The 26,447-nt window shown below is 62.5% G+C and carries 27 protein-coding genes and 1 pseudogene; 11 read left to right on the forward strand and 17 right to left on the reverse strand.

The annotated features are described in order from the left end of the window. Window positions 1–199: 199 nt before the first annotated feature. The 10 genes and pseudogenes from ASPU41_RS03605 to ASPU41_RS21920 all read right to left on the reverse strand — a co-directional run bounded on the left by ASPU41_RS03605 (window position 200) and on the right by ASPU41_RS21920 (window position 10,008). Window positions 200–1,681: an NAD-dependent succinate-semialdehyde dehydrogenase gene (locus tag ASPU41_RS03605; protein ID WP_069949762.1), complete on the reverse strand. Its 1,482-nt coding sequence runs from the start codon at window positions 1,679–1,681 to the stop codon at window positions 200–202. A 147-nt stretch (window positions 1,682–1,828) separates the two neighbouring features. After that, window positions 1,829–3,163, reverse strand: coding sequence for an aspartate aminotransferase family protein (locus ASPU41_RS03610; RefSeq protein WP_231941160.1), 1,335 nt, complete (start codon window positions 3,161–3,163; stop codon window positions 1,829–1,831). Between the two features lie 286 nt (window positions 3,164–3,449). Beyond that, a complete protein-coding gene (locus ASPU41_RS03615; protein ID WP_069949764.1) occupies window positions 3,450–4,427 on the reverse strand; it encodes a biotin-dependent carboxyltransferase family protein in 978 nt (325 codons plus the stop codon). Then, entirely contained in the window at window positions 4,424–5,326 is a 903-nt protein-coding gene (locus ASPU41_RS03620) for a 5-oxoprolinase subunit B family protein (RefSeq protein ID WP_069949765.1), read from the reverse strand. The genes ASPU41_RS03615 and ASPU41_RS03620 overlap by 4 nt, the downstream gene beginning before the upstream one ends. A 1-nt stretch (window position 5,327) precedes the next feature. Further along, on the reverse strand, window positions 5,328–6,089 hold the full coding sequence (locus tag ASPU41_RS03625) for a 5-oxoprolinase subunit PxpA (protein ID WP_069949766.1): 762 nt from the start codon (window positions 6,087–6,089) through the stop codon (window positions 5,328–5,330). A 68-nt stretch (window positions 6,090–6,157) separates the two neighbouring features. Then, window positions 6,158–7,402 (reverse strand): sugar ABC transporter substrate-binding protein, encoded by a 1,245-nt coding sequence (locus ASPU41_RS03630; RefSeq protein WP_197515745.1) that lies wholly within the window; start codon window positions 7,400–7,402, stop codon window positions 6,158–6,160. Between the two features lie 73 nt (window positions 7,403–7,475). Next, complete coding sequence (locus tag ASPU41_RS03635; RefSeq protein ID WP_197515746.1) at window positions 7,476–8,507, reverse strand: ABC transporter permease; 1,032 nt, start codon at window positions 8,505–8,507, stop codon at window positions 7,476–7,478. Then, window positions 8,504–9,241: an ABC transporter permease gene (locus ASPU41_RS03640; RefSeq protein ID WP_197515747.1), complete on the reverse strand. Its 738-nt coding sequence runs from the start codon at window positions 9,239–9,241 to the stop codon at window positions 8,504–8,506. The genes ASPU41_RS03635 and ASPU41_RS03640 overlap by 4 nt, the downstream gene beginning before the upstream one ends. A gap of 153 nt (window positions 9,242–9,394) precedes the next feature. After that, a pseudogene (locus tag ASPU41_RS03645) lies at window positions 9,395–9,820 on the reverse strand (DUF4913 domain-containing protein). Next, window positions 9,817–10,008, reverse strand: a complete 192-nt coding sequence (locus ASPU41_RS21920) for a hypothetical protein (RefSeq protein WP_083266341.1) — start codon at window positions 10,006–10,008, stop codon at window positions 9,817–9,819. Before ASPU41_RS21920 ends, ASPU41_RS03645 begins: the two are co-directional and overlap by 4 nt. Between ASPU41_RS21920 and ASPU41_RS23230 the strand changes: the two genes are divergently transcribed. Genes ASPU41_RS23230 through ASPU41_RS03660 form a run of 4 tightly spaced genes read left to right on the forward strand, consistent with a single transcriptional unit; the run spans window position 9,983 to window position 12,995 of the window. After that, on the forward strand, window positions 9,983–10,768 hold the full coding sequence (locus tag ASPU41_RS23230) for a hypothetical protein (RefSeq protein WP_231941161.1): 786 nt from the start codon (window positions 9,983–9,985) through the stop codon (window positions 10,766–10,768). The genes ASPU41_RS21920 and ASPU41_RS23230 overlap by 26 nt on opposite strands. A gap of 35 nt (window positions 10,769–10,803) precedes the next feature. Further along, the gene (locus tag ASPU41_RS23235) at window positions 10,804–11,424 is read left to right on the forward strand and encodes a hypothetical protein (RefSeq protein ID WP_231941162.1); all 621 of its coding nucleotides are present in this window, start codon (window positions 10,804–10,806) and stop codon (window positions 11,422–11,424) included. Next, a complete protein-coding gene (locus tag ASPU41_RS03655; protein WP_069949768.1) occupies window positions 11,421–12,575 on the forward strand; it encodes a winged helix DNA-binding domain-containing protein in 1,155 nt (384 codons plus the stop codon). Before ASPU41_RS23235 ends, ASPU41_RS03655 begins: the two co-directional genes overlap by 4 nt. Window positions 12,576–12,605: 30 nt before the next feature. Then, window positions 12,606–12,995, forward strand: a complete 390-nt coding sequence (locus ASPU41_RS03660; RefSeq protein ID WP_069949769.1) for a VOC family protein — start codon at window positions 12,606–12,608, stop codon at window positions 12,993–12,995. A gap of 186 nt (window positions 12,996–13,181) precedes the next feature. Here the strand turns inward: ASPU41_RS03660 and ASPU41_RS23965 are convergent, their stop codons facing one another. From ASPU41_RS23965 to ASPU41_RS03695, 7 genes are all read right to left on the reverse strand, one after another. Next, entirely contained in the window at window positions 13,182–13,301 is a 120-nt protein-coding gene (locus ASPU41_RS23965) for a DUF4913 domain-containing protein (protein WP_157357083.1), read from the reverse strand. A gap of 552 nt (window positions 13,302–13,853) precedes the next feature. Next, window positions 13,854–14,735, reverse strand: coding sequence for an aminotransferase class IV (locus tag ASPU41_RS03670; protein WP_197515748.1), 882 nt, complete (start codon window positions 14,733–14,735; stop codon window positions 13,854–13,856). A 22-nt stretch (window positions 14,736–14,757) separates the two neighbouring features. Next, the gene (locus ASPU41_RS03675) at window positions 14,758–15,534 is read right to left on the reverse strand and encodes a creatininase family protein (RefSeq protein WP_069949771.1); all 777 of its coding nucleotides are present in this window, start codon (window positions 15,532–15,534) and stop codon (window positions 14,758–14,760) included. Further along, complete coding sequence (locus ASPU41_RS03680) at window positions 15,531–16,637, reverse strand: mandelate racemase/muconate lactonizing enzyme family protein (protein WP_069949772.1); 1,107 nt, start codon at window positions 16,635–16,637, stop codon at window positions 15,531–15,533. Before ASPU41_RS03680 ends, ASPU41_RS03675 begins: the two co-directional genes overlap by 4 nt. Continuing rightward, window positions 16,634–17,446: an amidohydrolase family protein gene (locus tag ASPU41_RS03685; RefSeq protein WP_069949773.1), complete on the reverse strand. Its 813-nt coding sequence runs from the start codon at window positions 17,444–17,446 to the stop codon at window positions 16,634–16,636. Before ASPU41_RS03685 ends, ASPU41_RS03680 begins: the two co-directional genes overlap by 4 nt. After that, complete coding sequence (locus ASPU41_RS03690) at window positions 17,446–18,225, reverse strand: amidohydrolase family protein (protein ID WP_069949774.1); 780 nt, start codon at window positions 18,223–18,225, stop codon at window positions 17,446–17,448. Before ASPU41_RS03690 ends, ASPU41_RS03685 begins: the two co-directional genes overlap by 1 nt. Further along, window positions 18,222–19,145, reverse strand: coding sequence for an NAD-dependent epimerase/dehydratase family protein (locus ASPU41_RS03695; RefSeq protein WP_069949775.1), 924 nt, complete (start codon window positions 19,143–19,145; stop codon window positions 18,222–18,224). The genes ASPU41_RS03690 and ASPU41_RS03695 overlap by 4 nt, the downstream gene beginning before the upstream one ends. A 151-nt stretch (window positions 19,146–19,296) precedes the next feature. On the opposite strand from ASPU41_RS03695, the gene ASPU41_RS03700 reads away from it, so the two are divergent. The 7 genes from ASPU41_RS03700 to ASPU41_RS03730 all read left to right on the forward strand — a co-directional run bounded on the left by ASPU41_RS03700 (window position 19,297) and on the right by ASPU41_RS03730 (window position 26,447). Beyond that, complete coding sequence (locus ASPU41_RS03700) at window positions 19,297–19,983, forward strand: GntR family transcriptional regulator (protein ID WP_069949776.1); 687 nt, start codon at window positions 19,297–19,299, stop codon at window positions 19,981–19,983. Between the two features lie 41 nt (window positions 19,984–20,024). Beyond that, window positions 20,025–20,888, forward strand: a complete 864-nt coding sequence (locus ASPU41_RS03705; protein WP_231941163.1) for a dihydrodipicolinate synthase family protein — start codon at window positions 20,025–20,027, stop codon at window positions 20,886–20,888. Further along, a complete protein-coding gene (locus ASPU41_RS03710) occupies window positions 20,888–21,661 on the forward strand; it encodes an SDR family oxidoreductase (RefSeq protein ID WP_069949778.1) in 774 nt (257 codons plus the stop codon). Before ASPU41_RS03705 ends, ASPU41_RS03710 begins: the two co-directional genes overlap by 1 nt. 154 nt (window positions 21,662–21,815) lie before the next feature. Next, the gene (locus ASPU41_RS03715) at window positions 21,816–23,354 is read left to right on the forward strand and encodes an ABC transporter substrate-binding protein (RefSeq protein ID WP_197515749.1); all 1,539 of its coding nucleotides are present in this window, start codon (window positions 21,816–21,818) and stop codon (window positions 23,352–23,354) included. Between the two features lie 77 nt (window positions 23,355–23,431). Beyond that, entirely contained in the window at window positions 23,432–24,493 is a 1,062-nt protein-coding gene (locus ASPU41_RS03720) for an ABC transporter ATP-binding protein (RefSeq protein WP_083266345.1), read from the forward strand. Beyond that, window positions 24,490–25,503, forward strand: a complete 1,014-nt coding sequence (locus tag ASPU41_RS03725) for an ABC transporter ATP-binding protein (protein WP_069949780.1) — start codon at window positions 24,490–24,492, stop codon at window positions 25,501–25,503. Before ASPU41_RS03720 ends, ASPU41_RS03725 begins: the two co-directional genes overlap by 4 nt. After that, complete coding sequence (locus ASPU41_RS03730; RefSeq protein ID WP_069949781.1) at window positions 25,500–26,447, forward strand: ABC transporter permease; 948 nt, start codon at window positions 25,500–25,502, stop codon at window positions 26,445–26,447. The genes ASPU41_RS03725 and ASPU41_RS03730 overlap by 4 nt, the downstream gene beginning before the upstream one ends.

The following is a 26,447-nucleotide window of genomic DNA, read 5'->3' on the forward strand; positions in this document are numbered from 1 at the left end:
GATACAGCCGACCGCCGATCTCCAAACGTAACTTCGGACTAAAGGTTGACATAGTCAGTCATATTGATCCCGAGGCTCCCAAAAAGCAGCGGGCTGGGGCTCTCCCCGGCAATCCACCGGACCGCGCCAATGCCACCGCGATGGCTGGGCGCTCCGCCCGCCATCACAGATTAATCCATGAGGGTTTTCGTGGGCTGACTCAGCTGACGTACGGGTCGGCGATGCCGATGTACTGGGTGTAGAGGTATTCCTCGATGCCTTCGAGGCCGCCCTCACGGCCCAGGCCGGACTGCTTGACCCCGCCAAAGGGTGCCGCGGCGTTGGAGACCACGCCGGCGTTCAGGCCCAGCATGCCGGTCTCCAGGCGTTCGCCCATCCGGATGCCCCGGTTCAGGTCCCGGGTGAAAACGTAGGCCACCAGACCGTACTCGGTGTTGTTCGCCAGCCGGACCGCCTCATCCTCGGAGGAGAAGGTGATGATCGGGGCGACCGGCCCGAAGATTTCCTCGGACAGGATCCGGGTGCCCTCGGTGACGCCCTTGAGGATGGTGGGCTGGTAGAAGTAGCCCGGACCCTCGACGGCGGCGCCGCCGATCACCGCGACCGCACCGGCGGACACCGCATCGGAAACCAGCTCGTGGACCTTGTCCCGGCTCTTCGCATCGATCAGCGGGCCGACCTTGGACTCCGCCTCGGTGCCGCGGGCCGTGGTCATGTCCGCCATCTTCGCGGCGAACTTCTCCGCGAATTCGTCCGCGACGGACTCGTGCACGATGAACCGGTTCGCGGCCGTGCAGGCCTCGCCCATGTTCCGCAGCTTCGCCAGCATCGCCCCGGCGACGGCGGCGTCGACGTCGGCGTCCTCAAACACCACGAACGGGGCGTTCCCGCCGAGTTCCATCGAGGTCCGCAGCACGTTCTCGGACGCGTCGGCGAGCAGCCGGCGGCCGACCTCGGTGGAGCCGGTGAAGGAGAGCTTGCGCAGCCGGGAGTCCTTGATCAGCGGCCCCGTGGTGGCACCGGCCGTGGAGGTCGGGATGACGTTCAGCACCCCGGCGGGGAGTCCGGCCTCCATCATCACGGCCGCGAACAGCTGGGAGGTCAGCGGGGTCAGGTTCGCGGACTTCAGCACCATGGTGCAGCCGGCGGCGACGGCGGGGGCAACCTTGCGGGTCGCCATGGCCAGCGGGAAGTTCCACGGCGTGATCAGCAGGCAGGGGCCCACCGGCTTCTTCGTCACCAGCAGCCGGGACTTCCCGTCCGGGGATACCGAGTAGCGGCCGAAGGCCCGGACGGCTTCTTCGGAGAACCAGCGCAGGAACTCGGCGCCGTAGGTGACTTCGCCGCGGGCCTCGGCCAGCGGCTTGCCCATTTCCAGTGTCATCAGCAGCGCGAAGTCCTCCGCGCGTGCGGTGACGAGCTCGAAGGCCCGGCGCAGGATCTCCCCGCGCTCACGGGCCGGGACCTTCGCCCAGGAGTCCTGCGCGGCGGCCGCGGCATCCAGGGCCGCCGCCCCGTCCTCGGGGCCGGCGTCGGCGATGCTCAGCAGGACCTTGCCGGTCGAGGGGTCCTCCACGTCGAAGGTCTTACCAGAAGCGGCAGCCTGCCATTCGCCGTTGATAAGCAGGCCAGTAGGAACAGTCTTTAGAAGTTCGATCTCGTTGAGGATGGAAGTTGGCATGGTGCATGATCCGTTCAGAATAGCGCGACCGAGGAGTCTGGGATCCTTGATCGGTCGCAAGGCTGATGTTGAGTGGTCTGACATTGCTGTGCCGCCTATGTGGCTCACGTTAGGGCTGTTCTCGCCCGGCAACGCCCGAGACCTGCACTATCCATGAAGATCCTCCATAACGGCGCGGAAGCTCTCAAGAAACTCTTGAAGGTCGGAACCTGAAAAGACCAACGGCGGACGAATCTTCAAAACGTTCTCATCCTTACCGGAAGAACTGATAAGCACCCGGCGGCTCCTGAGTCCGTTGACAATTCGCACGGCGCCGGCCTGATCTGCTCGTCCAGTGCCGGAAGCATCCGTGACATCAACGCCATAGAACAGCCCGCAGCCCCTGACCGCCGACAGCATGGGGTAGTTTTGCGCAATCTCACGCAGACCAGATCCCAGGTTCTTGCCGACTCTTTTCGCGTTGCCGAGGAGATCCTGGTCTTCAATTACATCCAAGACTGCGTTAGCGGCAGCAATGCTGACAGAATTTCCCCCGAAAGTATTGAAGTAGCGCATGTCTTTTCCGAATCGGTCCAAGACTTCTGGTCGGCCCAGTACAGCTGAAATAGGCAACCCGTTGCCCATTGGCTTGCCTAGGACGACCAAGTCAGGAACGATACCGTGCCGGGCAAAGCCCCACCAAGACTCACCCGTGCGCCCGAACCCAGGCTGCACTTCGTCGGCGATGTACAAGCCGCCAGCGGCATGGACTACACGAGCGACAGGTTCAAGGAATCCTGCCGGATCCGTCTGGAGTCCGTCGCTGGAGAAAATCGAATCCACAATGAGAGCGGCAAACCCCACACCGTCAGCTTCGAGTTCTGCGATTGCTTCCGCAACCCGTGCTGCCAGCAGCGGCCCGGCGTCGGATCCTTCTGCAGATGTGTCCGGGGCATCGACATACCGTACCCAGTTGGCGACCGGCCGGTGCGGCCCGAGGCTTGGTGAGATGGTAGCCGCCTCCGTCGTTGTCCCGTGATAGGCATTCCGGGTGACGATGATCCCCTCCTTGCCGGTCTCGTACTTAGCGATACGAAGGGCCAGGTCCACCGCCTCGCTGCCGGTGCACGCGAAGATCACCTGTTGGATCTCATCGGGAAAAAGCCCAAGGAGCCGTTCCGAGTATTCGATGATCGGCATGGTCACATAGCGGGTATGAGTATTCAGCCGTGACATCTGTTCGCAAACGGCCTGGGTGACATGGGGATTCGCGTGACCGACGGCCGGAACGTTGTTGTAGGCATCAAGGTAGGACCTCCCCTGGCTGTCAAACAACCGAACGCCGCTCCCCCTGATGATTTCGACGGGTTCCTGGTAGAAAAGTCGGTAGGACGGTGCCAGCACTCGATTACGCCTATCTACCATTGCCCTGACTTCCGAGGGAATCAAGTCAATGGACGAAGGATCGAATGCGTTCGCCATATGGACGTTTTTGCTGGACAACGTTTCTCCTCAATAGCTTCTGATTACTAGGGTTGGTGCCCGTGGCGCTCCAGCAGGAAGATTTTGGGGTGCTACTGATGGCGTCATGGCATTAGGGGGTCAAACAGTGGAGCCCATCGCCATGCGCGGGCGGTCCGGTCACGTAGGCATCGAACACGAGTGTCAGGACCTCGGCGGTCCCACGCCCGCCATTCGCCGGCTCCCTGCCCAGGAGGCAAAGGCCGGAAGCCGGCGTGGCTGGCACGACCAGGCTCCAGGAGGTCAAGCAAGGTTCTGCGGGAATTCATTACCGCAGAATGGATGCGATTTCGCTTAGCGTCGCCTGGCGTTGCCGCCGCAGTTCCAGCGCTTGGCCTATGTCGACCCGGACAAACCGCACTTTGTCGGGAACCTTTGCCTGGGCCAGCAGGTCCAGATCGCGGCTAATCACTGTGCCAAGTGTGGCGTAACCGCCGCCCGTGACTGCGTCCCGGAGAAGGCAGATCGGCTCTGCACCGTCCGGCACCTGAATCGACCCAATGGGATACCCGAGATCCACGACGTTGCTCGGATTATCCCCCGTGCCCAAGAGGGGGCCACGGTCAACAAACTTGAGGCGTTCACCCTGCAACCGGTAGCCGGTGCGGTTGGCCTCGGGCGACACCTGGTACACGGAGGAGAAGAAAGTCTCGAGGCTCTCTGGCTGGAAGCGGTAATTACACAGTCCTTCAACGACCCTGAGTTCATATTCGCGGGACAGCTTCGGGAGAAACCGCTTATCTAAGCGGAAGCCGGGACGCGGCGCCGTCCATGTCGGGCGCAGGTCGCCCACCGGCAATTTATCCCCCTTTTTTAGGGGCCGACCGTCCAGACCCCCCATGGCAGAGGTCGAATACGTTGATCGGCTGCCCAGGAACGGCACCGTGTCGATGCCACCGGCTACGGCGATGTAAGCCCTGCAGCCAGCGCTCATCGAGCCGAATCTAAGTGTCTGCCCGGTCGATACCGACAGCGGTGCCCACTGTTCCGCGGGCTGGTCGTCCAGAAAAACGGGTACAGTTGCCCCCGTTACCGCTACGGTGGCGTCCTTTTGAAAAAGAAGTTCGGGTCCGAGGAAAGTGGCTTCCACTGTCGCAGCGGAATCGTCGTTTCCAACCAACATGTTTGCGATCGAATGGGAATACTGATCGAGTGCTCCGGAAGGTGGCATGCCGATGGCGTAGTAACCGTCGCGGCCCAGATCTTGGACGAGTGAGTGCAGGCCCGGAGAAACTACCTCAATCACGACAGCTCCCCCATCAGCCGGGTGTTGTATCCATCAATGTCCTGGATGAAATCGGCATAGTTGAAATGCACGGGGCTCCTTCGGTAGACGTACTGCCCGCATTCTGCGCTGGCACGGATTTCGAAGTACTCGTCATAGTCGATGGGCCGGTACTTGAAAATCGTTCCCGGTCGGGCGAGGACCATGGATTCTTCGAAACCGGGGTTCGACTGTGTGATGTCGAAAACCGGGACCGGGCTTCGTCCGATGAGCTGGTATCCGCCCGGGCTCTGAGCCGGATAAATGGTGGTGAAGGCTCCCCCATGGCCTACTGCTCTGGCGGGCGTTTCCGTCCGCGGGCTGACGTACTTTGGGGCCTGAATCTGGCGCTCCGCCGGAACCAGCTGGAAGCACTCCGCGTTACCGGGGACAAAGCATGGAAATGTCGTCATGAACGGACTACCGGAGTGTGCCGAAACAAAGTCTCCTACGCTGGAGAACCCGTTGGTTCGCGCAAGAAAGGCGATGTCAGTCTCAGCCGGCGACTGATGCCGCTCGCGGAATTTCATCAAGACTTCCGTGGTCCAGGGATCGTCGTAGAAGACAGGGATCTCGATAATCTCTGTTTCCACGACGGAATTTTCGGCATCAGGAAACTTTTCGTGGGCCTCACCCAAGGTCGCGACCAGATCGCGCGGGTCAGTACGGTTAGGATCCACTCGAATCATGTAGCTGATATGTGAAGGGCAGACGTCGAGGACGCCGGTCAGTTTCAACGAGGATATCTCGGTGGTAATCAGCTGGACCCTCAGTGCATCGACCAAGGACATGGATTCCGAAAGTTCAACAAAGATGAACTCATCAGCGCCGAAACTTATCCTCGACCCATCACGGAAATAGCGGTAAACCGGGCGGTCCAATTTAGCTCCCCGTTTCAAAGACGCTGCGAACGATGATTTCGGATTTCTCGAGTGCCTGCCGCACCACCCGGGCAATCTCCACAGCATTGGGACGATCGCCGTGGATGCACATGGACTGCACAGGCATAGGAATTACGGTCCCAGACACCGTCCTCGCCTGCCCGTTGGCCATCAGTAGTGCCTGAGCGGCTACCGCGTCGGGATCCTTCTGGGAGGGTGTCCTTTCGATAATGTTCTGCCCCTGATCGTCAAAATCCAGGTCGACGGCGTTTTCATGGACGACCGGCAGTCCCGCTTCTTTTAACGCCAAGGCGGACGCCCCGGGCGATATCAGGATTGGGAGTCCGGACTGGAGTCGTTGGAGCTGGATGCTCACCTCTACTGCCAGGCCGGGATTCCTGGCAACTTCGGCGTACAAGGATCCGTGAGGCTTTACATGGCTCAGACGAATGTTCTCGGAGGCCGCAATACCGTGGAGGGCGCCGACCTGGTAGAGAATGTAGTCGACAGCATCTGACTGCGTGACGGGAAGGGCTCGGCGGCCGAAGCCGAGCAGATCAGGGAACCCGGGATGTGCTCCGATTGCCAGTCCGCTGTCCCGTGCTCGGCAGAGGGTTTCCCGCATCGTGGATGGGTCACCCGCGTGGTATCCGCAGGCCACGTTCACCGTCGTTACGTACTTGAACAGTTCGGCGTCGTCGCCAAGTTTCCACCGGCCGAAGCTTTCGCCAGCATCCGCATTGATATCGAAGGTCTTCATCATTTCCGCTCAATTCAAGGACTTGTCCTGCGGCACATTTGGACCGCAGGACAAGTCACCATGAGATTTATCTATTGCTTGACGCAGCCACGGAGTCCGGCCGGCGTCTGGCCCGAGTCGACGTTTCCTTCGACCCATCCGGAATCGCAGGAGGCCCTGGTGTAGATCCTGCGGATCTCGGGCTGAGCAAATTTGCTCATGTCCGGCAACGGCTGGACCTTCGCTACGGGTGAGCCCGACTTTGCCGAATCCATGGAGCTTTCCGGAAGGAGCTCCTTCTGGAAGACCTCCGTGACAAAGGTGTCATCAGCCTGCGGGAAGAAATTGCACCCATCGGTAAACTCATTGCCCGTACACGCCTTGGCGGTATCGGTGGTCACCCAGGGAAGCGGCATTTCGATGTTCTTGGGAACGGATTCAGCCCCGTCCTCAAGGATCTTCAGCCCGACCTTCATGGCGACCGCAGCCTGAGCGGGCGGAGAACCCGAGGAGATGCCGGGCCAGCCTTCGCTAAGCCGCAGCCGGAAGTAGTTGCTGTTTTCCCCGGTCACCGGGATTTTCTTGCCCGCTGCTTCCAAAGCCTTGAGGACGCCGGCCTCACCGTCCTGGGACCATATGCCGTCCACATCGGGGTGCGCGGCGAGTGCCTTCGCGGTTTCCTGCTGGCTTACAGATGAATCCCATTTGCCGTAGTACTCAGAAACCACCTGGATGCCGGGATAGCGGTCGAAGACTGCCTTAGCAGTGTCGTAGTGCACCGTGTCTGTCGAAGTGCCCGGCACACCACGATTCATAAAGACCTTGCCCTTTTCCTGCAGCAGGTCTACCAGGGCCTGGGCCGTCTGCGCCCCGAAGAATGCCTTCTGGGGGTCATCCACCCGCGCTCCCGTAATGAAGGCCACGTTGTAGGCGCAGTCGGCGTTGACCGTGGAGTCGTAGAAAACGAACGTTACGCCGCGCTGGCATCCTTGCTTGACTACGGATTCCAAAGCCGTCGGCGAAATCGGGTAGGAAACGATCAGTTTCGCTCCCGAAGCGATCATGGACTGGAGGTCGGAGATCTGCTTCTGCACGTCGGTGCCGGAGATCTGTTTGACGACATCGTACTTCGCGGCGTTCTCAGGTGCCTTAGCAATGGACATGGCCAGGTTGGCCGCTTCATCCTGCCAGTTGTTGCCGCTATAGCTTAGGTTCAAATAGATCTTTTGCTTGTCGCCGGTGGACCCTGGCTGCCCAGAGCCGCCGCAAGCAGCGAGGCCTAAGACCATAGCTCCCGCGGCCACTGTCCGCAGAACGCTGCGTAACTTCTTGTTCATGATTCCCCTTTTTCTGGTGTTTGGGCTTTGTTGGTCTGGCTTGGATATCGCCTCAAGAACTTGGTTGACGGTCTCAACGGCCGCGCTGACTAAACCTCGCGCCGACGAGGGCCAATAGGATGATCACCCCGTACAGCACCTGCTTCGATCCTTCGGGGATGCCAGCAGCGGAAATGCAAATGCCGAGCAGCGTCAGCAGCACCGCGCCGCCGACTGTGCCCAGAAAAGACCCTGCGCCACCGCGGATCGAGGAGCCGCCGACAACAACGGCTGTAATGCTGGGAAGCAACCAACTGGCGCCGATGTTCAGGTCAGCCCCGGAGGAATAGCCGAGCAGCATCACGCCGGTGAGCCCGTAAAACGCGGCCGCTACGGCGTACACGGCAATGAGGGTTGCTGGCACAGACAATCCTGCAATTTGTGTTGCCCGGACGCTGTTGCCGACGCAGTAGGCCTGCCGTCCCAGGCGCGTTCGATTCTGAATCAGGAGTCCTAGCAGTACTACGATCACCAGCACGATAATTGGCGTCGGAACGCCCATGACCGCGATCCGCCCGCTGAATATGTCGGCCAGGACAGACGGCGACCTCTGTGCAGGTGCCCCCTTGCTCACACCCAGCAGAATCGACGCCAAAATGGTTCCTGAGGCAAGCGTGACGATGAATGGGGGAAACCCGGCGTATGCCACAAATAGGCCGTTAATGAAACCGAACAGGGCACTGAGGCCGATCGCGATGGCGGTGGCAGCAAGAACCGGAACTCCGGCATTGGCTAGGATGCCAGTTACGAAGGCTCCCAGGCCGATCACCGAGGCGACCGACAGGTCAATGCCTCCCGTTAGGATCACAAGACCCTGCCCGAAGCCCACTGCAACCAAGAATAGGCTTAGGATCAGGACACTGTTGATCTGGGTGAACGAGGGGAAGTTGGGGCTTACAATCCGCGAAAGCGGGATACAGACCAGGACAATGAGCCACACGATCGTGACTTGATTGATTCGGTCCCTTATTGACCAGCGCCGGCTGCTGATGGAAGCTTCGTGCCGTGTTTTCGCACGATCGATGTCAGCGATCTTCTCCGCCGGGATTTCCTGCTGAACCTTCACGTTGCCGCTCCTTGAGTGTCCCTTGCCGATTTTCCCGAAGCCGGGGCTTGCAGCTCGGCTAGATGTGCTCGCCCTTTCCTTGCCGCAGATCGCGAGCTCAGGCCGCGGGTCAGGACGGGGATGCTGAGGGCGGCTAGGATGATCAGGCCCTGGAAGGCCCCGACCCAGAAGTCCTCAATACCCAGACCGAACAGAAGCTTCGGTATGGTCATCAGGCTGGCCGCCCCCAGGATCGCGGCTACTGGGTTGCCTGCCCCGCCTCGGAAGCTGACCAGGCCCAAGGCCATGGCCGCGAAGGCTGTCAGCAGGAACGGCCTGCCGGCATTTGGATCGCCGGACGAAGTCACCGCCGTCAGGTAGACTCCGGCCGCCGCATACAATCCGCCAGCCAAGATATAGGCCGTAATCTCGCTTCGATTGACAGATATGCCCGACATGACGGCCGCGGGCCGATCGGCCCCGATCGCAAACAGGGAGTTACCGGTCCTTGTCCTGCGGAAGATGGACCAGAGGATTCCGATTGCGATCAATGCTAAAAGAGCCACCGGGATATCTCCGAAGGAGGCGAGTGCGACATTGGTGAATGCTGAGGGGGTTGAACCTCCGGGGGCTGGCAGGATCATCAGTGCAATTCCAGTGGTGCAAATGAAGGAAGCAAGAGTGACCGCCCGGCCGACATCACGGTATTGAACTTGGCCTATGATGCCTACAACCCTGACCACGAAAGAATTCATGGAACCTAGCCCACGAATTGCAGGCCTCGCTGCCATTCCCTTGGAGCTATTGCTTTCTTTCCCCCAGCAGCACCCTCGCGTGCCAGGTCAGATCCTGCCACTGCAGCCGAGTGCGCTCTTGCCATGTAGACGCGAAGCGCGTCCAGATAGTCTTTAGTCGGCGAAGACGCCTGCCTCCGGTGTGACGTGGGGCAGTGCTGCCTTCTCCGGCACCGGAGGCTTGTGCCCGTCGTAGGCGCATTTCTTGAAAGGTCCTTCTTTGTCCATGAGGATGCGCATGTGGGGGTCTGCGTGGTTGAGTCACCAAGTGCTGATCCCGAGGGCGGGTTCCAGGCGGAGGTGTTCCCACGCCCGCCAGATGGCTTCCATGCGGATGAGGGCCTCGGGGTGTTTGTACCATTCGGGGCACCAGGCGAAGGTCGCGCCCTCGTTGACTTCCCGCACGTAGGACTGGGCCAACAGCTCGGCGAAAAATTCAACAGCACTTGAGTAGACGAGTTCGGGCTTGGGCTCTATAGGGCCGTGACCACTAGTGGACTGGGCCTCGTCGCCGAACGCGTCCCCGAACTCTTCACTCATGCCTTGTCGCCATCAATCCAGGGGTTGTGTGCCGGAACGGTCACGGGATCCCGATGCAGCTGTTCCCCTGCGGCAAGGGAGTCTTTGACTTTCTGGGCGTGGGGGCCGTTCATCCAGGGGATGGTTTCGATCATGGTGGCAGGGGCGCCGGAGGCGAGCAGGATGGCCCCATGGAAGCGGCGGGACAAGAACAACCTGCCCGGCACCGGATCCGCCGCCGACCTCGGCGTGCAGATGACGTTGTTCGACCTGGCGCCCGATCCGAAGGTCATCGCAGCGCGTGCCCGCCTCGAAGACAGCGACCTGACCCGCTACTGCGCCGCCATCGTCCGTGAACACGCCGAGAGGGCCGGCTGGAGCAAGCGGCAACGCAACGACCTGACCCGCTCGCTGCGGCTGCTGCAGGGCCTGCGGCTCAGCCCGACCGCGAAGATCCGCGCCACCGACGTCCTCCAACTGCGCCAATACTCCGGCAACGTCATCTCCACCATCGACGTGCTGGCCGCGGCCGGCCCGCTCATCGAGGACCGGCCGACCCGGATCGAACGCTACTTCGCTGCCAAGACCAGCACCCTGCCGCCGGTCATGAAGGACCAGCTCGATATGTGGCTGCAAGTCCTGACCAACGGCGCCCACCAGGCGCCACGGCAGATCCCGCGCGACCCAAAGACCATCAGGGCGCACATCATGGGCATCGAACCCATCATCCACGCCTGGGCCGAGGCAGGCCTCCAGTCCTTCGCCGAGGTCACCCGCGCCGACATCACAGCCGCGCTGGACGAAACGACGGCCCGCCGCCACATCGCCGGGAACGGGCTCAAGTCGCTCTTCAGGACCCTCAAAGGCCGCCGGCTCATCTTCGCGAATCCGACCCGCTGGATGAAGGCGTCCCCGAAGGCCAGCACTATCCCTCTCGCTCTGGACGCCGCAGTGATCGCGAGGAGCTGAACTCCCCGAAGCCGGTCGTCGCCCTCGCGGTTGCCTTGGTCGCCTTCCACGCGCTGACCAAGAAACAGCTCAGCGAGCTGCGGCTCACCGACATCAGCGACGGACATCTGGTACTGGGCAACCGCGACATTCCGCTGGCCGCGCCCGTGCGCACCCGCCTGGCAGCCTGGCTCGATCAGCGCAACCGGACCTGGCCAGGCAGTGCCAACCCGCACCTGCTCATCAACCGGCGTACTGCGCCCAGGCTCCTCCCCGTCAGTCGCCAGTTCCCCTGGACCGGATTGACGCTGCGGCCCCAGGCGCTGCGCGAGGACCGTATCCTGCACGAGATCCACGCCACCGGCGGCGACATCCGCCGCATCTGCGACCTGTTCGGGCTCAGCGTTGAAGGAGCCACCCGCTACCTCAACACCGTCGAGCACCCCGACCTCACCATGCCGGGAGAGCGGTCCGTGCCGCCGTCGGAATCCACGAAGACTGCCAGAGTTGGGCACACTCAGGTTCTGGCAGGAGCCATCGGCACTCATAATGCACCGAAGCATCTGGGACGTTGGGCCACCCAAATACGGGTTCGGGTCGTATGGCTCTGGTGGGAGTATCCCCGCCGGTCCACGATTGCCCTGTGGCATACGCGGCGCGCTCGGCAGGTCCCATGAACCTGACCGCTGCTGCCACATGGCGGCAGCGCTTGGACTCGCCGGTCACCTCCTCGGCGGAGAGTATGCTGCGTGTGGTGCGCGATACCGTTGGGCTCCACTCGACTCTGCCTGGCACGCCGTATCTGTCGTTGAACGCACGAATCGGCGACTTCACGACCGATGACCTCGACATCGAGGTCTATGAACACCGCTCGCTTGTGCGCCTCAAGGTCATGCGTGGAACCGTGTTCCTGCTGACCCGGGACCTGGCCCAGATTGCTTTCGCTGCGATCGTTGAGCTCACCCTGGATCGCGATCGGAAGTGGCTTCGCATCGATCCGGGCGTTTATCGCCGCGTCGCACCCGTCGTTCTTAATGCCTTGGGTCAGGAGTCGCTGACCGCGTCGGAATTGCGCATCCAGGTGCACCACGCCGACTTGTCCGCTGTGGTTGCGCTCCTGTGCGAGGAGGCGAGAATCGTCCGCGATCGCCCGGCCCGTGGTCGCACCAGCACCAGCTACCGGTACCGCCGCTGGGACCAGGCCTTCCCGGACCTGGACCTCGCTGCCTATGACGGTGAGACTGCGACGGATGAGCTCATCCGCAGGTACATCGCCAGCTACGGACCCGTGTCGGTTGCAGATGTGGTGTGGTGGACGGGATTGCCGGCGAAGCGAGTCTGGGCCGCACTCGGCCGCGTGGCCGCCGAGTTGCAGACCATCGACGGCCCGCTCGCCGGGCACCAGTGGTTGAAGATCGGCGACACCAATTACGGGCAGCCCCTCCCGCGAGGACGCACGCCGCGGGTCCGGCTGCTGCCCCAACTGGACCCGTACACGATGGGCTATCGCGATCGTGAACGACTCATCGACGCAGAACATGAGGCTCTGGTCTACGACCGTGGCGGTAACGTCACCTCGGTCGTGCTCCAAGATGGGCGGATCACCGGCGTCTGGGACCTGACCGAATCGCCCACCTGCACCGGGCGAGTGATGCTGTTCGACCCGGCATCGGCAGTGAAGCGACAAGTCCTCGACCTGGTAGCCGAGACCGGCGCGTTCTGGTTCGGGCACAGCATTCCGGTGCGGGAGTACGTACAGATGGTGCCGTTTGATCAACGAACCGGAGTGATGCGCAAGCCACTCGACGGCGCCACCCCGGCAGCGTGACCACGAGTACCCGAATCCAAGGAGGCGAGAGTGACCGAACCGAACACATTCATCTGGAACGAACTGGTGACGCCCGACCAAGCAGCTGCCGGGCCGTTTTACAGCACCCTGTTCGGCTGGGAAAGACACGAGGTCGATGCCGGACCGCTCGGCACCTACACACTGTTCCGCCAGCGAGGCAAGGACGTCGCCGGGATGATGAACCCGACAGCACGAGACTATGCCGGATCGCCTCCGCCACGATGGATCGGCCACATCGCAGTTGCGGATGCCGACGCCACCGCCGCCAAGGTCTCGGAACTTGGCGGCAAGGTCCTGGAGGAGCCCCACGACGTCCCCGGCGTCGGTCGGGTCGGCATGTTCACGGACCCCGCCGGAGGGCTCGTCTATGTGATGCAACCCGAGGAAGGCGAGCCGTAGTGTCCGGTCCTCGCCCAGCAGGCGCAACCCCAGATCGCGGGCACCGAGCGCCCGAACACAGCGCCTGACGCCGGGCAAGTTCGGCGAACCTGAGCATCCATGGTGGTGGCCAGCCTGATGGACACTCACGTTCCGGCGGAAAGCGTCAAAATTCACGCGAACTTCTCAACGTTGGCGTGCCCGCGCTTATTTGTATCGTTCAGGGACGCCTCGATGGAGGTCAGGCCGATTTGGACGGAGGTGTTCCCAGGCCCGCCAGATGCTTTCCATACGGAGCAGGGCTTCGGAGTGTTTGTACCAATGCAGGCTGGTCCTGGAAGGAGATGAGTTTCTGCTGCTCCTGCCAGGAGAGTGGGATCGCTGCGGTCAACAGGAGCATCTCGGAGGCGACGATGCCGCCCAAAGATGACCATGCCGAAACGTTCAACGAATCGGCGGGCAGAAGGGGCCATTTTTGGACCTGGACCCAGTCCGAAACTGGCACGAACGGGTATTCATGGGCCGGGAGTAGCTTGGTCGCCCTCAGCGTTGCCGGCCGCCATAGGTTTCACGCCATAACCGACCGGACGAACGGGGACTGCCTTGGGCAAACAGCGGCTTAAGCCACAAGGACTTCAGCCTCCGGTCCCGATATGCCGGAGGGAGGCAAGGTCCGGGTCCTCGGCGTTTGTGGCCGTCGTAAGCGCATTTTTCAAGGGGCATTATTTCGTCCATGAGGATGCCCTGTGCGTGTCGGCGTGATTGAGGCACGAGGTGCTCAGGTCACAGATAGGATCTCCTCTTGTCATCCCGGATGAAGCGCCTTCTTCGTCCGGCAGCAGGTCGGCCACAAACGCGCAGCAAAGGATTCTACGCTTGTCAGGCGTGGTGGCCGAAGCGCAGGTGGTCGTTCAGTAGCCGGGTTAGCCCGGGGTCCGCCGACACCTCAGCGCCGTCGATGTGGTGCACGGGCAGTGCCAGGCTCCCGCTCCCCAGCATCCAGACGGCGTCCATGGTGAGGAGCTCGCCACGATGGATGTCGGCGTAGACCGGCTCGAAGCCGATCGATGGGGCGTAAGCGAAGGCATTCTGCTGAGTCGTGCCCTCGAGGATCCCAATGCCAGGAGCTGGCGTGAGCAGCTTGTCGCCGCGTTTCATCATGACCGAAGATGTCGGTCCCTCCATCACGAATCCCTCAACGGTAAGGAAGAGGGCCTCGTCCGCACCCCGGCGTCGCGCCTCCCGTGTGGCAGCCATGTTGAGCGCGTACGAGAGCGTCTTCGCACCCATGAGCAGCCATGGTGCCTCACGAGCTGCCGTGCGGGTCACACCTCGCGACATCGTCGCTAGGCTGATCCCCGCGTTTCGCCGAGTGGAGTGGTCCGCGGCGGCTTCGACGTGAACCCAGCTGCGAACCATTCCGTCATCGCCTTCATGATGACGGGCGAGCACCACCTTGACCGACAGTTCCGGCCAGGGGGGATGCTCCTCGACAGCGGAGAGAATTGTCGCCGTCCACAGATTGCGCCCGGGTTCTGCCATGTCGAGCTTGCGGGCAGAACCCGCCAGCCGGTCGAGGTGTTGATCGAGTGCTTGTGGGCGTCCGTCGAAGAAGGCGATGGTCTCGAACACTGCATCGCCCCTGGTGACGGCGAGGTCGGTGACCGGCAGGGCGGCCGACCGAGCGTCGGCGAATCGAACAGCCCAATCCCCGCCGATCGAGGTGAGGATCGCGAGTACGGCATCCGGTGAAGTGGCCACGCCAGGCCTGTCGTGGGACGACTCAGACATCAATTTGGGTGATGACTGCACCGGCAAAGTCCGCCAGGGCTTCGCGGGTGGCGTTCACGCAGATGGACAGGAATTCGGCCCCGCGTTCGGCCGAACCCGCATCCGGGCTGTCACTAAAACCGTCTGGGGCCCTGAAAGGCTCAGGGCTCGCGAAGTGATATGCCTTAGGGCCCACCCACCCGGCCGCCGGTCGTTCGCGATGGGGAACAGAGGACTGGCGAACGAGTTCGGGGTGGACCGCGAGCATCATCGAGGTTTCGAAGGCTCCGGCGTGGCCGGGGACCAGACCGATGTCGCCTGCGCCTGCAGCCTCGAGCTGCTCGGCGGCCAGCTGGAAGTACGAGCCGGAGCCAGCGAACGCGCCACGCCGGATGCCGACGTCCCTCGCGACGAGCTTTATGATTTCAACGTTGCCACCGTGCCCGTTCAGTAGGAAAACTGAAGCGAAGCCGCTCAACAGCAGGGACTCCACGGCGTCGGTCAGGACGTGGACGAGTGTGCCCGTAGAGAGGGACGCAGTCCCGCCGTAGGGCAGATGGTGGTCAGAGCTGCCGACAGTGAAAGTCGGGCCGACGACGGCTCCCGGCACAAGGGCTGCAGCCCGCTTGGCTACCTCTTCGACCAGGATCGCATCCGTCGCGAGCGGGAGGTGCGGGCCGTGTTGCTCAAACGCCCCGACGGGAAGCACGACGATGGTGCGTGCGGCGTGGTGCCGGGCATCTTCCCGTGTCCAGTGCGCGAGCAGACCCGGAGGTGTTTGTGTGGTCATGAGTCTTCCATTCGGAGTCGTATGAGCGCTTGAGCGTCGATTTCGACGCCAAGTCCGGGGCCTGTTGGAACAGCGACCGATCCCTGTTCTACGACGAGGGGCGTCGTGAGGATGTCGTCCGCGTGGTAGGCGAAGCCACAGACGTCACTCGCCAGACTGAGTCCGGGGATAGCGGCAGCGAGATGGGCGTTGGCCGCCGTTCCGAGGCCCAGCTCTGGCATGCTTCCCACCCACACCTCCATGCCGCTCGACCGAGCAAGTTCGGCTATGGTGCGCGCTTGGAGCAGGCCTCCGGCCTCGCTGAAATAGAGGTTCAGGACATCTGCTGCTCTTGCCCGTGTGATCTCCAGGGCATCCCGCAGGTTCCAGACGCTCTCATCCGCCGCTATCGGTAGGGCTGACACTCGCCGCAGCTCTGCCATGCCGGCCAGATTGTCACCGTGAAGCGGTTGTTCGACGAGCTCTACGTCGTATTCGCTCATCGCCGCGATCCGGCGGACGGCCTCGGAAACAGACGTCCACGCGCCGTTCACGTCCACGCGGATGGAAACGTCCGGTCCTACTGCTGCACGCACGGCGGCGAGTGATGCAAGGTCCTCTGCCCAGGTGCGACCCATCTTCACCTTGAGGGTGCCGTATCCGGCTGACGCGTAGTGCGCCGCCTCTGCCGCCATCTCTTCCGGGGCTTTGATGTGAAGCGAGTAGCTGACGGGGATACGTTCTCTGTAGGCTCCCCCAAGCAGTTGGTGCACCGGAACCCCTGCCTCTTTTCCGCAGATGTCTAGAAGCGCCATCTCGATGCCCGCTATGGCGGGGGCATCCTCGCGCCCTGGCAGAAGCTGCCGCATCCGGTCGCAGAGCAGGGACACTGCGCGGGGGTCTTCTCCAATCAGCGCGGGAGCGAGCAGCCGCTGCACGTCCCCGCACAGGCCGCTGCCCATCCGCCACCAGACGAGACAGATCTCGCCCCACCCGGTGATGCCCGTATCGGTGTCGATCCGTACGATCCCTGCTTCTGTGTATGCACGGGTCCCGAACGAGCTTTGGTCAGGGCGCTCACGCGGCACCCTCACGGGGATCGCCTCTACGCGCACGATCTTCATCGGCGGGCCTCCTCGATAACGCCGTCGACTACCCGTATTTTCAAGACACGTGCGAGGTTCTCATACAAGATGGCGGTCTTGACCGCCTCGGGGATATCCGCGTGAACCACCGCTCCAAGGATGATGCCGGGGTCGATGAACGGGCTATCGGAGCCCCAAGTGAGGCGGGTCGGGTCGGCGCGGTTGGCGAGGAGCTCGACGGCGTTGCAGTGACGTTGGATCGCCGTCATGTCGAGCAGCACATTGCTGGTGCGATCGAGCAGGGCAAGTGCGTTCTCCGTTCCGAGGTCCACGCCCGCATGCCCGAGAAAAATAGTTGCGTCGCGGTATCTCGCGGCAACGCCCTCGAATGTTGCGAGGCGGTCCCCGCCGAAATAGCTGTGGGAGAGCACGGGCAGGGCGTTCGCGTCCGCGAACTCCCACATCGCCCGATAGCCGGGGCCGTCGAGCGGGTAGTCACCGTGAAGCTCCGGGTGCACTTTGAACCCGCGAAAGCCGGGCTGACCGAAGCAGCGGGCAATCTCGCTCGCGGCGGTCCCGGGGTAGTTCGGGTTCACCACACAGAACCCGATGAGGCGATTCGGGTGGCGCCGGACGGCATCTGCCACAAGGCTATTGCCGTACTCCTGGTCCGCGGAGATTCCGGCGTGGTGGCTGACGCATGCGACGTCGATCCCGACAGCGTCGAAGCGGGCGATCATCCCCTCAGCGTCGTTGTTTGGGATCGCGAAGTTGCGGTAGTGCCCCATGTGGGCATGCCCGTCGATGATGGGCGACGTTTTCGTGTACCCCTTGTACGTGATTCCCATCAGAGGTTCACCTCCGAAAGCACGCGGTCGAGGTTGCCGTGGGCGATCAAGGCCTTTTCGGACTCGGAGACGCCGGCGGTCGCGACGTGGAAGACCGCTCCGGAGGGGGTCCAGTACGGGAACCCCGAGCCGAACAGGATCCGCTCAGGGCCGAACACGCTGCAGATCTTTTCGATTCCGTTGTGCACCCAGTAGCCTCCGCTCTCGATGTATACGTTGGCTGCACGGGTGAGCAGCGGGTAGAGCCCCCTGTCGCTCCTGCCGCCGGGGCGGATCAGCACGATGGGCAGGTCGGGGAAGGCGTCGGCGAGATCGTAGAGCCCGACCCAGTCGGCTTCGTCGCGCCGCCCGAGCTCGAAGTCCACGAATAGCGGGACCCGAGCCGTCTCGAGAACCTCGCAGATGGTCCCGATCACGCGAATATCGAACGGATACCGGTGCCCCGTGAGCGACGGGAACAGGCGGGCAGCGCGCGCTCCGCGTTCGCGCAGCTCGCCGAGGATGTCTTCCGGGTTCCAGAGCTCGCCAGTGAGCGGGGGCATGAGCGTGATGCAGGGAGTGAAGCGATCTGCCCCTTCCAGTTCCTTACGCAGCAGGTCGTTTCCGACCGATGGGGCATATTCTTTCGCGGCGACATGGGTGACGAGCGCCCTGTCAATTCCGAGGCGGTCGTATTCCCTGCAGAGAACGGGCACTGTGACACGTTCGGGGAAGTACTTGACGACGGAAGGCTGGCCGATGAAGGCGTTGCAGTCAAAGAAGGTTAGCCCGTCCATCATGCACCCACCCGTCCGCCGGCGGTCACGCTCTCTATGAGCAGCTTTTGGACGGCTGCCGCGTAGCGAACCTCTGAGTCATCCACTGGTCGGTAGCCGAAGACCTGCCTGGCCGATATGAGAGACCAGAACGCGCGCGTGTTGTTACTGATGCCGTAGACCACTTGCCAGGGAACCCCGTGCTCGTTCTCGATGTTCTCGGTCTCGATGCAGCGGACGAAGAGCTGTTGGGCGTCGCGCTCGGAGAGCCATGCGCCCAAGTCCCGCTTGAACCGCGCTATGCCGGTCGGGAACGCCGGACCCGGCTTCGGCGCGGGCGGCTCGTCTGCGGAGTAGTCGCCCCCATCGAGCTCCCGCGGAGCGCCGATCCGAACCTGCACCACCTCGAGAGGCCGCCCGAGTCCGCCGCAAGCATACACGAAGCCAAGGTGCTCATAGCACGCTTTGGACCAGCCGTAGAAATTGTCGGCCAGGGGGAGCTCGTAGGGGTCTATAACGTCTTTAAGTCCTTGGTGCACGAGTGTGTGCTCGTACCAGTCGGCGGCGTGGTTGGAACTCGCCACAACCACACGTCGCACCCCGGCATCGAGGGCGGCCCTATAGACGTTCTGCGCCATGCGGAGGTTTCCGAATTCGACCTCGAACTTGTCAACCGCCTGGACGCTGCCGTCGTAATTGCTGCCCGGGGCGGAGTGCTTGTACGCAAGATGCACGACTGTGTCGACGCCCTCGAACAGCCCAATCAGGGACGAAAGATCCGCTTGGAACAGATCGATCACTTCGATGTCCGTGCGGCCAGCGTTTGCGACATCGACTAAACGCACCCGGTAGCGCGAGTGCAGTGCCGGAACTATCTGCCGGCCCATATAGCCGTTTGCGCCGGTGACAAGGACGACGGGAGGTTGTGCAGACTCACTCGGCATAATTCGCTTCTTCCCTTTAGTGTCGACAACCGATCCAAAATCTTTACCTAGGCCCTACGAAATATACGATATCTCGGATATGGTGTCTAGCATGCCGAATATGAAATATGGCTCCAAAAGAAGCCGAAACGATTGCGGGACGGAGTAATCAGTGACCATTCCCCAGCTAATGCCCCTGGGCACCAGGCCCGAAAGCCTGTCGAATCTCGTCCTCGAACAGATCAAGTTAGCCATCGTCAATAAGGAGATCGCTCCTGGAACCAGGATTTCAGAGGCAGCGCTGGCTAAACAGCTCCAAGTCAGCAAGACTCCGGTCAGAGAGGCGCTGCTGAGGCTGAGGCACATCGGTCTTGTCTCCCCTCACGGGACTGGACTCCAGGTCGTGCAGCCATCGCGTGAGTCGATCCGCGAGGCGTACGAACTTCGGGGGGGCCTCGAGCGTGCATCGGCGCGCTTTGCATCCATGCGGTGCACGGAGAGCCAGCAGCTGCTCCTCGCCGAGCTGGCCGACGGTTCTCTCGAAACAACTCTCGCCGGGGACGCACGGGGGTTCAGGGAGTTCGACTCCAAGTTCCACCGCCACGTGGCGCTCTTCTCGGGGAATGAACTGTTGAACTCGGCGATCGACGACGCGCTCATGCTCACATCCGCCCTCCGTGCGCGGGATGTTCCCATGCCGAAAAACGATTCTGTGAGCTGTGCCAAGGAGCACGTCCGAATCGCGGAGGCGATCGCCCACGGCAGGGCGGACATCGCCGGAGAAGCGATGGAAGAACACGTCGGCCACGTGATGTCGATGGTTCTCGCCGTCTTCGACGAGACGGATTTGACGCGATGAACACGACGCCGGATCTTCTTAAACGCGGACTCTGGGGTGTCATGGCGACACCGTTTACCGGTGAATCACTGACCCTCGACGAACACGGCCTGCGGAGTCTTGTCACTCTTTACCGAGAGGCAGGAGCGCAGGGGCTCGTCCTGCTCGGTGTCTTCGGTGAGGGCGCGCAGCTCGACGATGCCGAGAGCGCCCGCATCGTCGAAATCGCGCTGGAACATGCACCGGGAATGCCCCTCGTACTCGGCCTCCCCGACCTCACGACAGAAACAGCCATCGCGAGAGCGAACCGCCTTCTCGCGGTCTGCGGGGACGCCAAACCTGCGCTCATGGTCCAGGTAAACACAGACGAAGTGGCCGAGCTTGCGGCCCACTTCGCGGCCATCCATGAAGCCACCGGCGCCGGCATACTCGTCCAGGACTACCCGGTCGCCAGTGGCGTGACGATTGCCAATGATGCACTTGCCGCCGTGGTGAACGCGAGTCCTTTCGTGGTCGGCATCAAAGCAGAAGCGCCGCCGACCGCCGTCGCCATCGGACGTCTCACGGCCCTCACCCGTGTTCCCGTATTCGGAGGTCTCGGAGGTCTTGGCCTGCTCGACGAGCTCGTGGCGGGAGCGGCGGGAGCGATGACAGGGTTCTCGTACCCGGAAGCTCTTGTCACGGTCGTCGAGGCATTCGACCGCGGCGGATTTACCGCCGCGCGGGAGGCATACCTTCCGTGGATGCCGCTCGTGAACTTCGAGGCCCAAGCCAAGGTCGGGCTCGCAATTCGCAAGGCAGTCTTCGTAGAGCGGGGAATCTTCGACGAGGGCGCAGTGCGTCCACCAAGCCAGGTTATGCCCGAGGAACTGCATCCTCTACTGTCCGCGCAGCTCGCGGCCGTCAACGAATCGGAGGCACTGTAATGGAGCTTGGACTGAAAGGCAAGGTTGCGTTCGTGGTCGGCTCGACGTCCGGACTTGGGCTCGGAATCGCAGAGGCGTTGAGTCATGAGGGAGCGTCGGTCGCGGTTACCGGCCGTCGGGGTGATCTCGCTCGTGCTCTCGCGGCCAACATGCCGTCGGCTGTCGGCGTCGAGCTCGATCTAACGAATGTCGCGAGCCGCATGGCAGCCATCGATCAGGTTGTTTCTACGCTCGGGCCCATCGATGTCCTGGTGCTCAACTCCGGTGGACCGCCCGCCGGACAGGCCGCACTCCTGCACCGGGATCAGATGATGTCGACGATTGACACTTTACTGATGGCACAGATCGACCTCGTCCAGGCCGCGCTACCGACCATGCGGGCGCAGGGCTGGGGACGCATCCTTGGCATCGGATCTCGGGGCGTGGAACAGCCGATTCCCAATCTCGCACAGTCGAACATCGCCAGATCGGCACTCGCCGCCTACCTCAAGACTCTCGCGGGCGAGGTCGCCCAAGACGGTGTCACTGTCAACATGATCCTGCCCGGGCGCATAGCGAGCGAGCGAGCCCTTTCCCTCGACGCCGGACAGGCGAAACGCGAGGGCACAACGGCTGAGGACGTGCGTGAGCGGTCGCAGAATAGTATTCCCGCCGGCCGGTACGGCACGGCCGAAGAATTCGGGAGTGTTGCGGCATTTCTGAGCAGTGTCAAGGCCTCGTACGTCACCGGCGCCCAGATCCGCGTGGATGGAGGCCTTATCTCGAGTATGTAACCGCGCACTGGGCCGCACTGCAGGGTCACGAAAAGAGCGCATCAGAAACATCGTTCTACCTCGAATTGCCCCCAGGGTCGACAGTCCATCGACCCTGGGGGTCCCTTGGATCACGTTGAAGCCGTGATCCAGCTCTAGAGAGGATATGAAGCACATGAGAATATCACGTTTCAGAGGAACGGCCGCCATTGGAGTGATGGCCGTCGCGCTCACGGTGATGACCGCTTGCGGCGGCGGCGTCCCGACCACGGGGAGCCAGGTGAGTGCAGGTACTAAGCTCGTCATCGCCGAAACCGTCTCGCCCCAGACCTTCGACCCGATCCAGTCGTCCCAGATCGCGACCATGTATGCCTGGCAGCTTGTGTACAACGGTCTCGTCAAAGTCAACGGCGAGGGCAAGGTCCAGCCGGAGATCGCGACGGACTGGACCGTGAGTGATGACCGCCTGACGTACGACTTCACCCTTCGGAGCGGTGCGAAGTTCTCCGACGGCAGCCCCCTGACCGCTGATGACGTCGAATTCTCGTTCCAGCGGCTGCTCGCAGAAGGGCTCCCGTACGCCAAGGCGCGGTTCGGGAGCCTGGCATCTGTCACTAAGGTCGACGAGACGCACGTACGGTTTCAGCTGAAGACCGCTGACGCGGGTTTCCTGCTCAATCTCGGCAGCCCCTTCCTTATCGGCTCAGGTATCGTGAGCAAGGCGTGGGCAGCATCTCACGACCTCAAGACCCAGGTCCTGGGAGCCGGCCCGTTCCAGGTCGTCTCTTACGCTCCGAACAGCCAGCTCGTCCTCAAGCGCAACGAGAACTATTGGGACGCCAGTGCCGCCCCGAAGTACACGGACCTGCAGGTCAAGTACATGCCGGACCAGGCTGCCCAGGTGGCCGCCGTGCAGGCGGGGCAGGTCGACCTGATCTTCCCGAGTGCCGAGAACGCCCTTCAGCTTAAGAACAGCAAAACAGTGCAGATCTCGAGTGTTCCCGGAACCAATACCGTGCGCCTGAACATTAACTCGTCTCGTGCCCCCTTCGACAACCCCGACGTCAGGGCTGCGATCTCACTCGCTCTGGACCGTGACGCCATCGTGAAGGGTGCCTTCCTCGGTGAGGCGGTGCCGAGCTCGCAGCTCCCCGCTTCGACCCCTTGGGGTCTACCCCTGGACCAGCTGGAAAACCAGACACGCGACGTCAACAAGGCGAAGCAACTGCTGTCAGCAGCTGGCCACCCGGATGGCGTTGACATCACTCTGACCCACCTTGCCGGATACGGAACGTATCTCGACCGGTTCGCTGATCTCGTGAAGACACAACTTGCAGAAGCGGGCATCAATGTCACCATCCAGGCCGAGCAGAACCCTGTGTGGCTTGATCGCCAGAACAAGGCCAACTACGACATCCTTGACAACGTCTACGCGTTCACCGGCGATCCCATGTCACTGCTTTCCCCCCGTCCCGGGCGCCAAGGGCCAACCCCGCCTGAGGTGACGGCCCTAATGGCGAAGGCCGCTCAGGGTGACCCGGCAGAGTACGGGGCAAACCTGCAGGAACTTATGCGGCTGGAAGACAAACTCGTTTTTCCCGACATCGCGGTGGCCGCGCCGAACGCGATGATCGCCTACGGCCCTAACGTCACCTCTGCAGCGCCGGACCCGACCCTCGCACGGCAGTTCCTCACCGACGTCACCGTCAAGTAGCACTCAATCCTTCGCCGTCCGGGTCGTTGAGGCGACCCGGACGGCGGAATCCACCACTTCATGGGCGGAGACGATTTATGAATACCACTGACACTGACCGGCTGCACGATCCGGCGGAAACCGTTGGCAAGGGTACGCCTGTACTCTCGGTGCGCGGCCTAAAGACCTGGTTCAATACGCCTGGCGGCGATGTCCGCGCCGTCGACGGTGTGAGCTTCGACGTGGCGGCGGGGGAAACCCTCGGCCTCGTCGGCGAATCCGGCTCGGGAAAAAGCGTGACCGCCAGCTCCATCCTCAGGCTCGTCCCTCAGCCAGGTCGGATCGTTGCCGGCGAGATCCGGTTCAACGGCAAGGACCTGAAAGAGCTGAGCCCCGAGCAGCTGAGGGAGGTCAGAGGATCTGATATCGGCATGGTCTTCCAGAACCCAATGACGGCGCTCAACCCTTCCTTTACCGTCGGATGGCAACTGGCGGAGGCGCTGCGCGCCCATGGCGGCCCCACCGGCCGCGAAGCCGAAGCCCGGATCGAACAGGCCTTGGCTGACGTCGGAATGCCTGACCCGGCCAGGCAACGCGCGTCGTTCCCTCACCAAATGTCCGGAGGCATGCGCCAGCGGGTCGTGATAGCCATCGGCATGATCAACAGCCCCCAACTGCTCATCGCCGACGAGCCGACTACGGCGCTCGACGTCACCATCCAGATGCAGGTCATCGCCCTGATGAAGCGCCTGACCGACGAGCGCGGCACCGCCCTGCTCCTGATAACTCACAACATGGGCGTCGTAGCGAAGATGTGTGATCGGGTTGCGGTGATGTATGCGGGCGAGATCGTCGAGCAGGCGCGCGTCGAACCCCTCTTCGCCGAGCCGCTACACCCCTACACCGCGGGCCTTCTCGACTCCCTTCCCCGGGCAGACCACGTGCGCGGCAGACTGCCCACGCTGCCCGGATTCCCACCGGACATGGCAAACGTCCCTAGCGGCTGCCGCTTCGCCGACCGCTGTCGCTTCGCGCAGGACCAATGCCGAACAACGCACCCAGAACTGGTTGAGATCGAACCTGGGCGCAGCACGCGCTGCTTGATCGTCCAACAGACCGGCAAGCCCGTCTCAGCCCTGACCCCGAGTGAGCCAACATGACCACAGCAGCCCTCCACACGCCACCGACCACCGCCCTGCTGGAGGTGCGGGACCTCAAAAAGCACTTTCCGGTCAGAGTCAGGGGCAAAGAACAGACCCTGTATGCCGTCGACGGCGTCTCCTTCACCATCAATCGAGGAGAGACGCTCGGCGTGATCGGGGAGTCCGGCTGCGGCAAGTCCACGGTAGCCCGGCTCGTCGTCGGTCTGATGAAGCCGTCGGGCGGAGCCGTGGAGATCGACGGTGGGGACATCTGGGCCCGGGGCGCCGAGGGCCGGGAGCGGCGGCTCGGCTTGCAGATGGTATTTCAGGACCCTGCAAGTTCGATGGACCCAAGACGCACAGTGGGGCAGGCGATCGCCGAACCCCTGCGTGCGCGACAGGCCAGGACGACCAACGAGCGAATCGCCGAAGTGCTGTCACTGGTCGGCCTGAAGCCTGAGATGGCCGGACGCATGCCGCACCAACTCTCGGGCGGACAGCAGCAGCGGGCCGCCATCGCCCGATCGCTCATCGCCGACCCCTCTCTTGTCGTGCACGACGAATCCATTGCCTCACTCGACATTTCGATCCAGGCCCAGATCCTCAACCTCATCGTCGACCTGCAGGACCGGCTGGGGGTCTCGTACCTCTTCATCAGCCACGACCTGGCGGCCGTACAGGCCATCAGTCACCGAATCGTCGTGATGTACCTCGGAGAGATCGTCGAGGCGGCTACGGCCGAGCAGTTCGTGGCGCGTCCCCTGCACCCATACTCCGTCGCACTGAGGGCTTCGGCCCTCACCCCGGACCCCCGGATTGAGCGTCATCGAGAATCCGTGGTGCTCGAGGGTGACGTCCCCAGCCCACTGAATCCCCCGAGCGGATGCCGCTTCCGCACGCGTTGCCCTCTCGCTCAAAAGATCTGCGAAGAGATCAAGCCTGCGCTCGCCCCCGCCGGCGACGGCCGCATGGTGGCCTGCCACTTCCCGGGCGAAGCGAAACTGACGATGCAGGAGCTGCCCCGATGACCGCCGGCAGGATTACCACGCGCCTTCTCAGCTTGGCAACCGTCTTGTTTGTGGTCTCCGTGCTGATCTTTATGCTCGGCACCCTCATCCCTGGCGACCTGGCCAGTGTGCTCGTGGGGCAGGAGGGGGCCACGCAGGAGCAGTTCGAAGAAGTGCGCCAACGGCTCGGACTGGACCAGCCGCTTATCATGCAGTATTTTCACTGGCTCACGTCGGCGATGCAGGGAGACCTTGGCACATCGCCCATCACCGGTCGAAACGTCTCAGCCGACCTCGCCCAGCAGATCCCGGTCTCTGCTGACCTCGCGATCCTCACGCTCGTATTCTCGACCCTCGTCGGTGTTCCCATCGGTATCATCGCCGCCGTCCACGCCAACAAGCGGGCGGACGTCGTCGCCCGCGGAGTTCTGCTGACAATCTTTTCGATTCCAGTCTTCGTGATCGGCATAGTTCTTCTTCTTGTGGTATCCGCGGTCGCGCCGGAGCTGTCTCAGGTGAGCTACATTCCCTTCACGGAGGATCCGGCAGGCAATCTTCGCTCCATGGCGCTTCCCGTGCTCGCGAACACCCTTCCGTTCGCCGCCATGACGATGCAGCTCACCCGGAGCGCCATGCTCGAGGTTCTCAGGAACCCGTTCATTGTCACCGCCAGAGCTGTCGGCGTGCGCAGCACCAGAATCCACTATCTCCACGCGCTACGGAACGCACTCCCGCCCCTCGTCACTTTCTTGGGCTTCCAGCTCGGTGTGATGCTCGGTGGGCTGATCGTCGTCGAGCAGCTGTTCGGGCTGCCCGGCCTCGGCCGGGGCTTACTCGAAGCGATCAACAACCGAGACTACCCCGCCGTCACCGCGACGACCATGGTGTTCGCCATTGCGTTCGTGCTGATCAATGCAATTATCGACATCCTTTACCCGATCCTCGATCCCCGACAGAGGCGATGA

It is taken from the genome of Arthrobacter sp. U41 (genome assembly GCF_001750145.1).
In the GTDB taxonomy this organism is placed as follows: domain Bacteria; phylum Actinomycetota; class Actinomycetes; order Actinomycetales; family Micrococcaceae; genus Arthrobacter.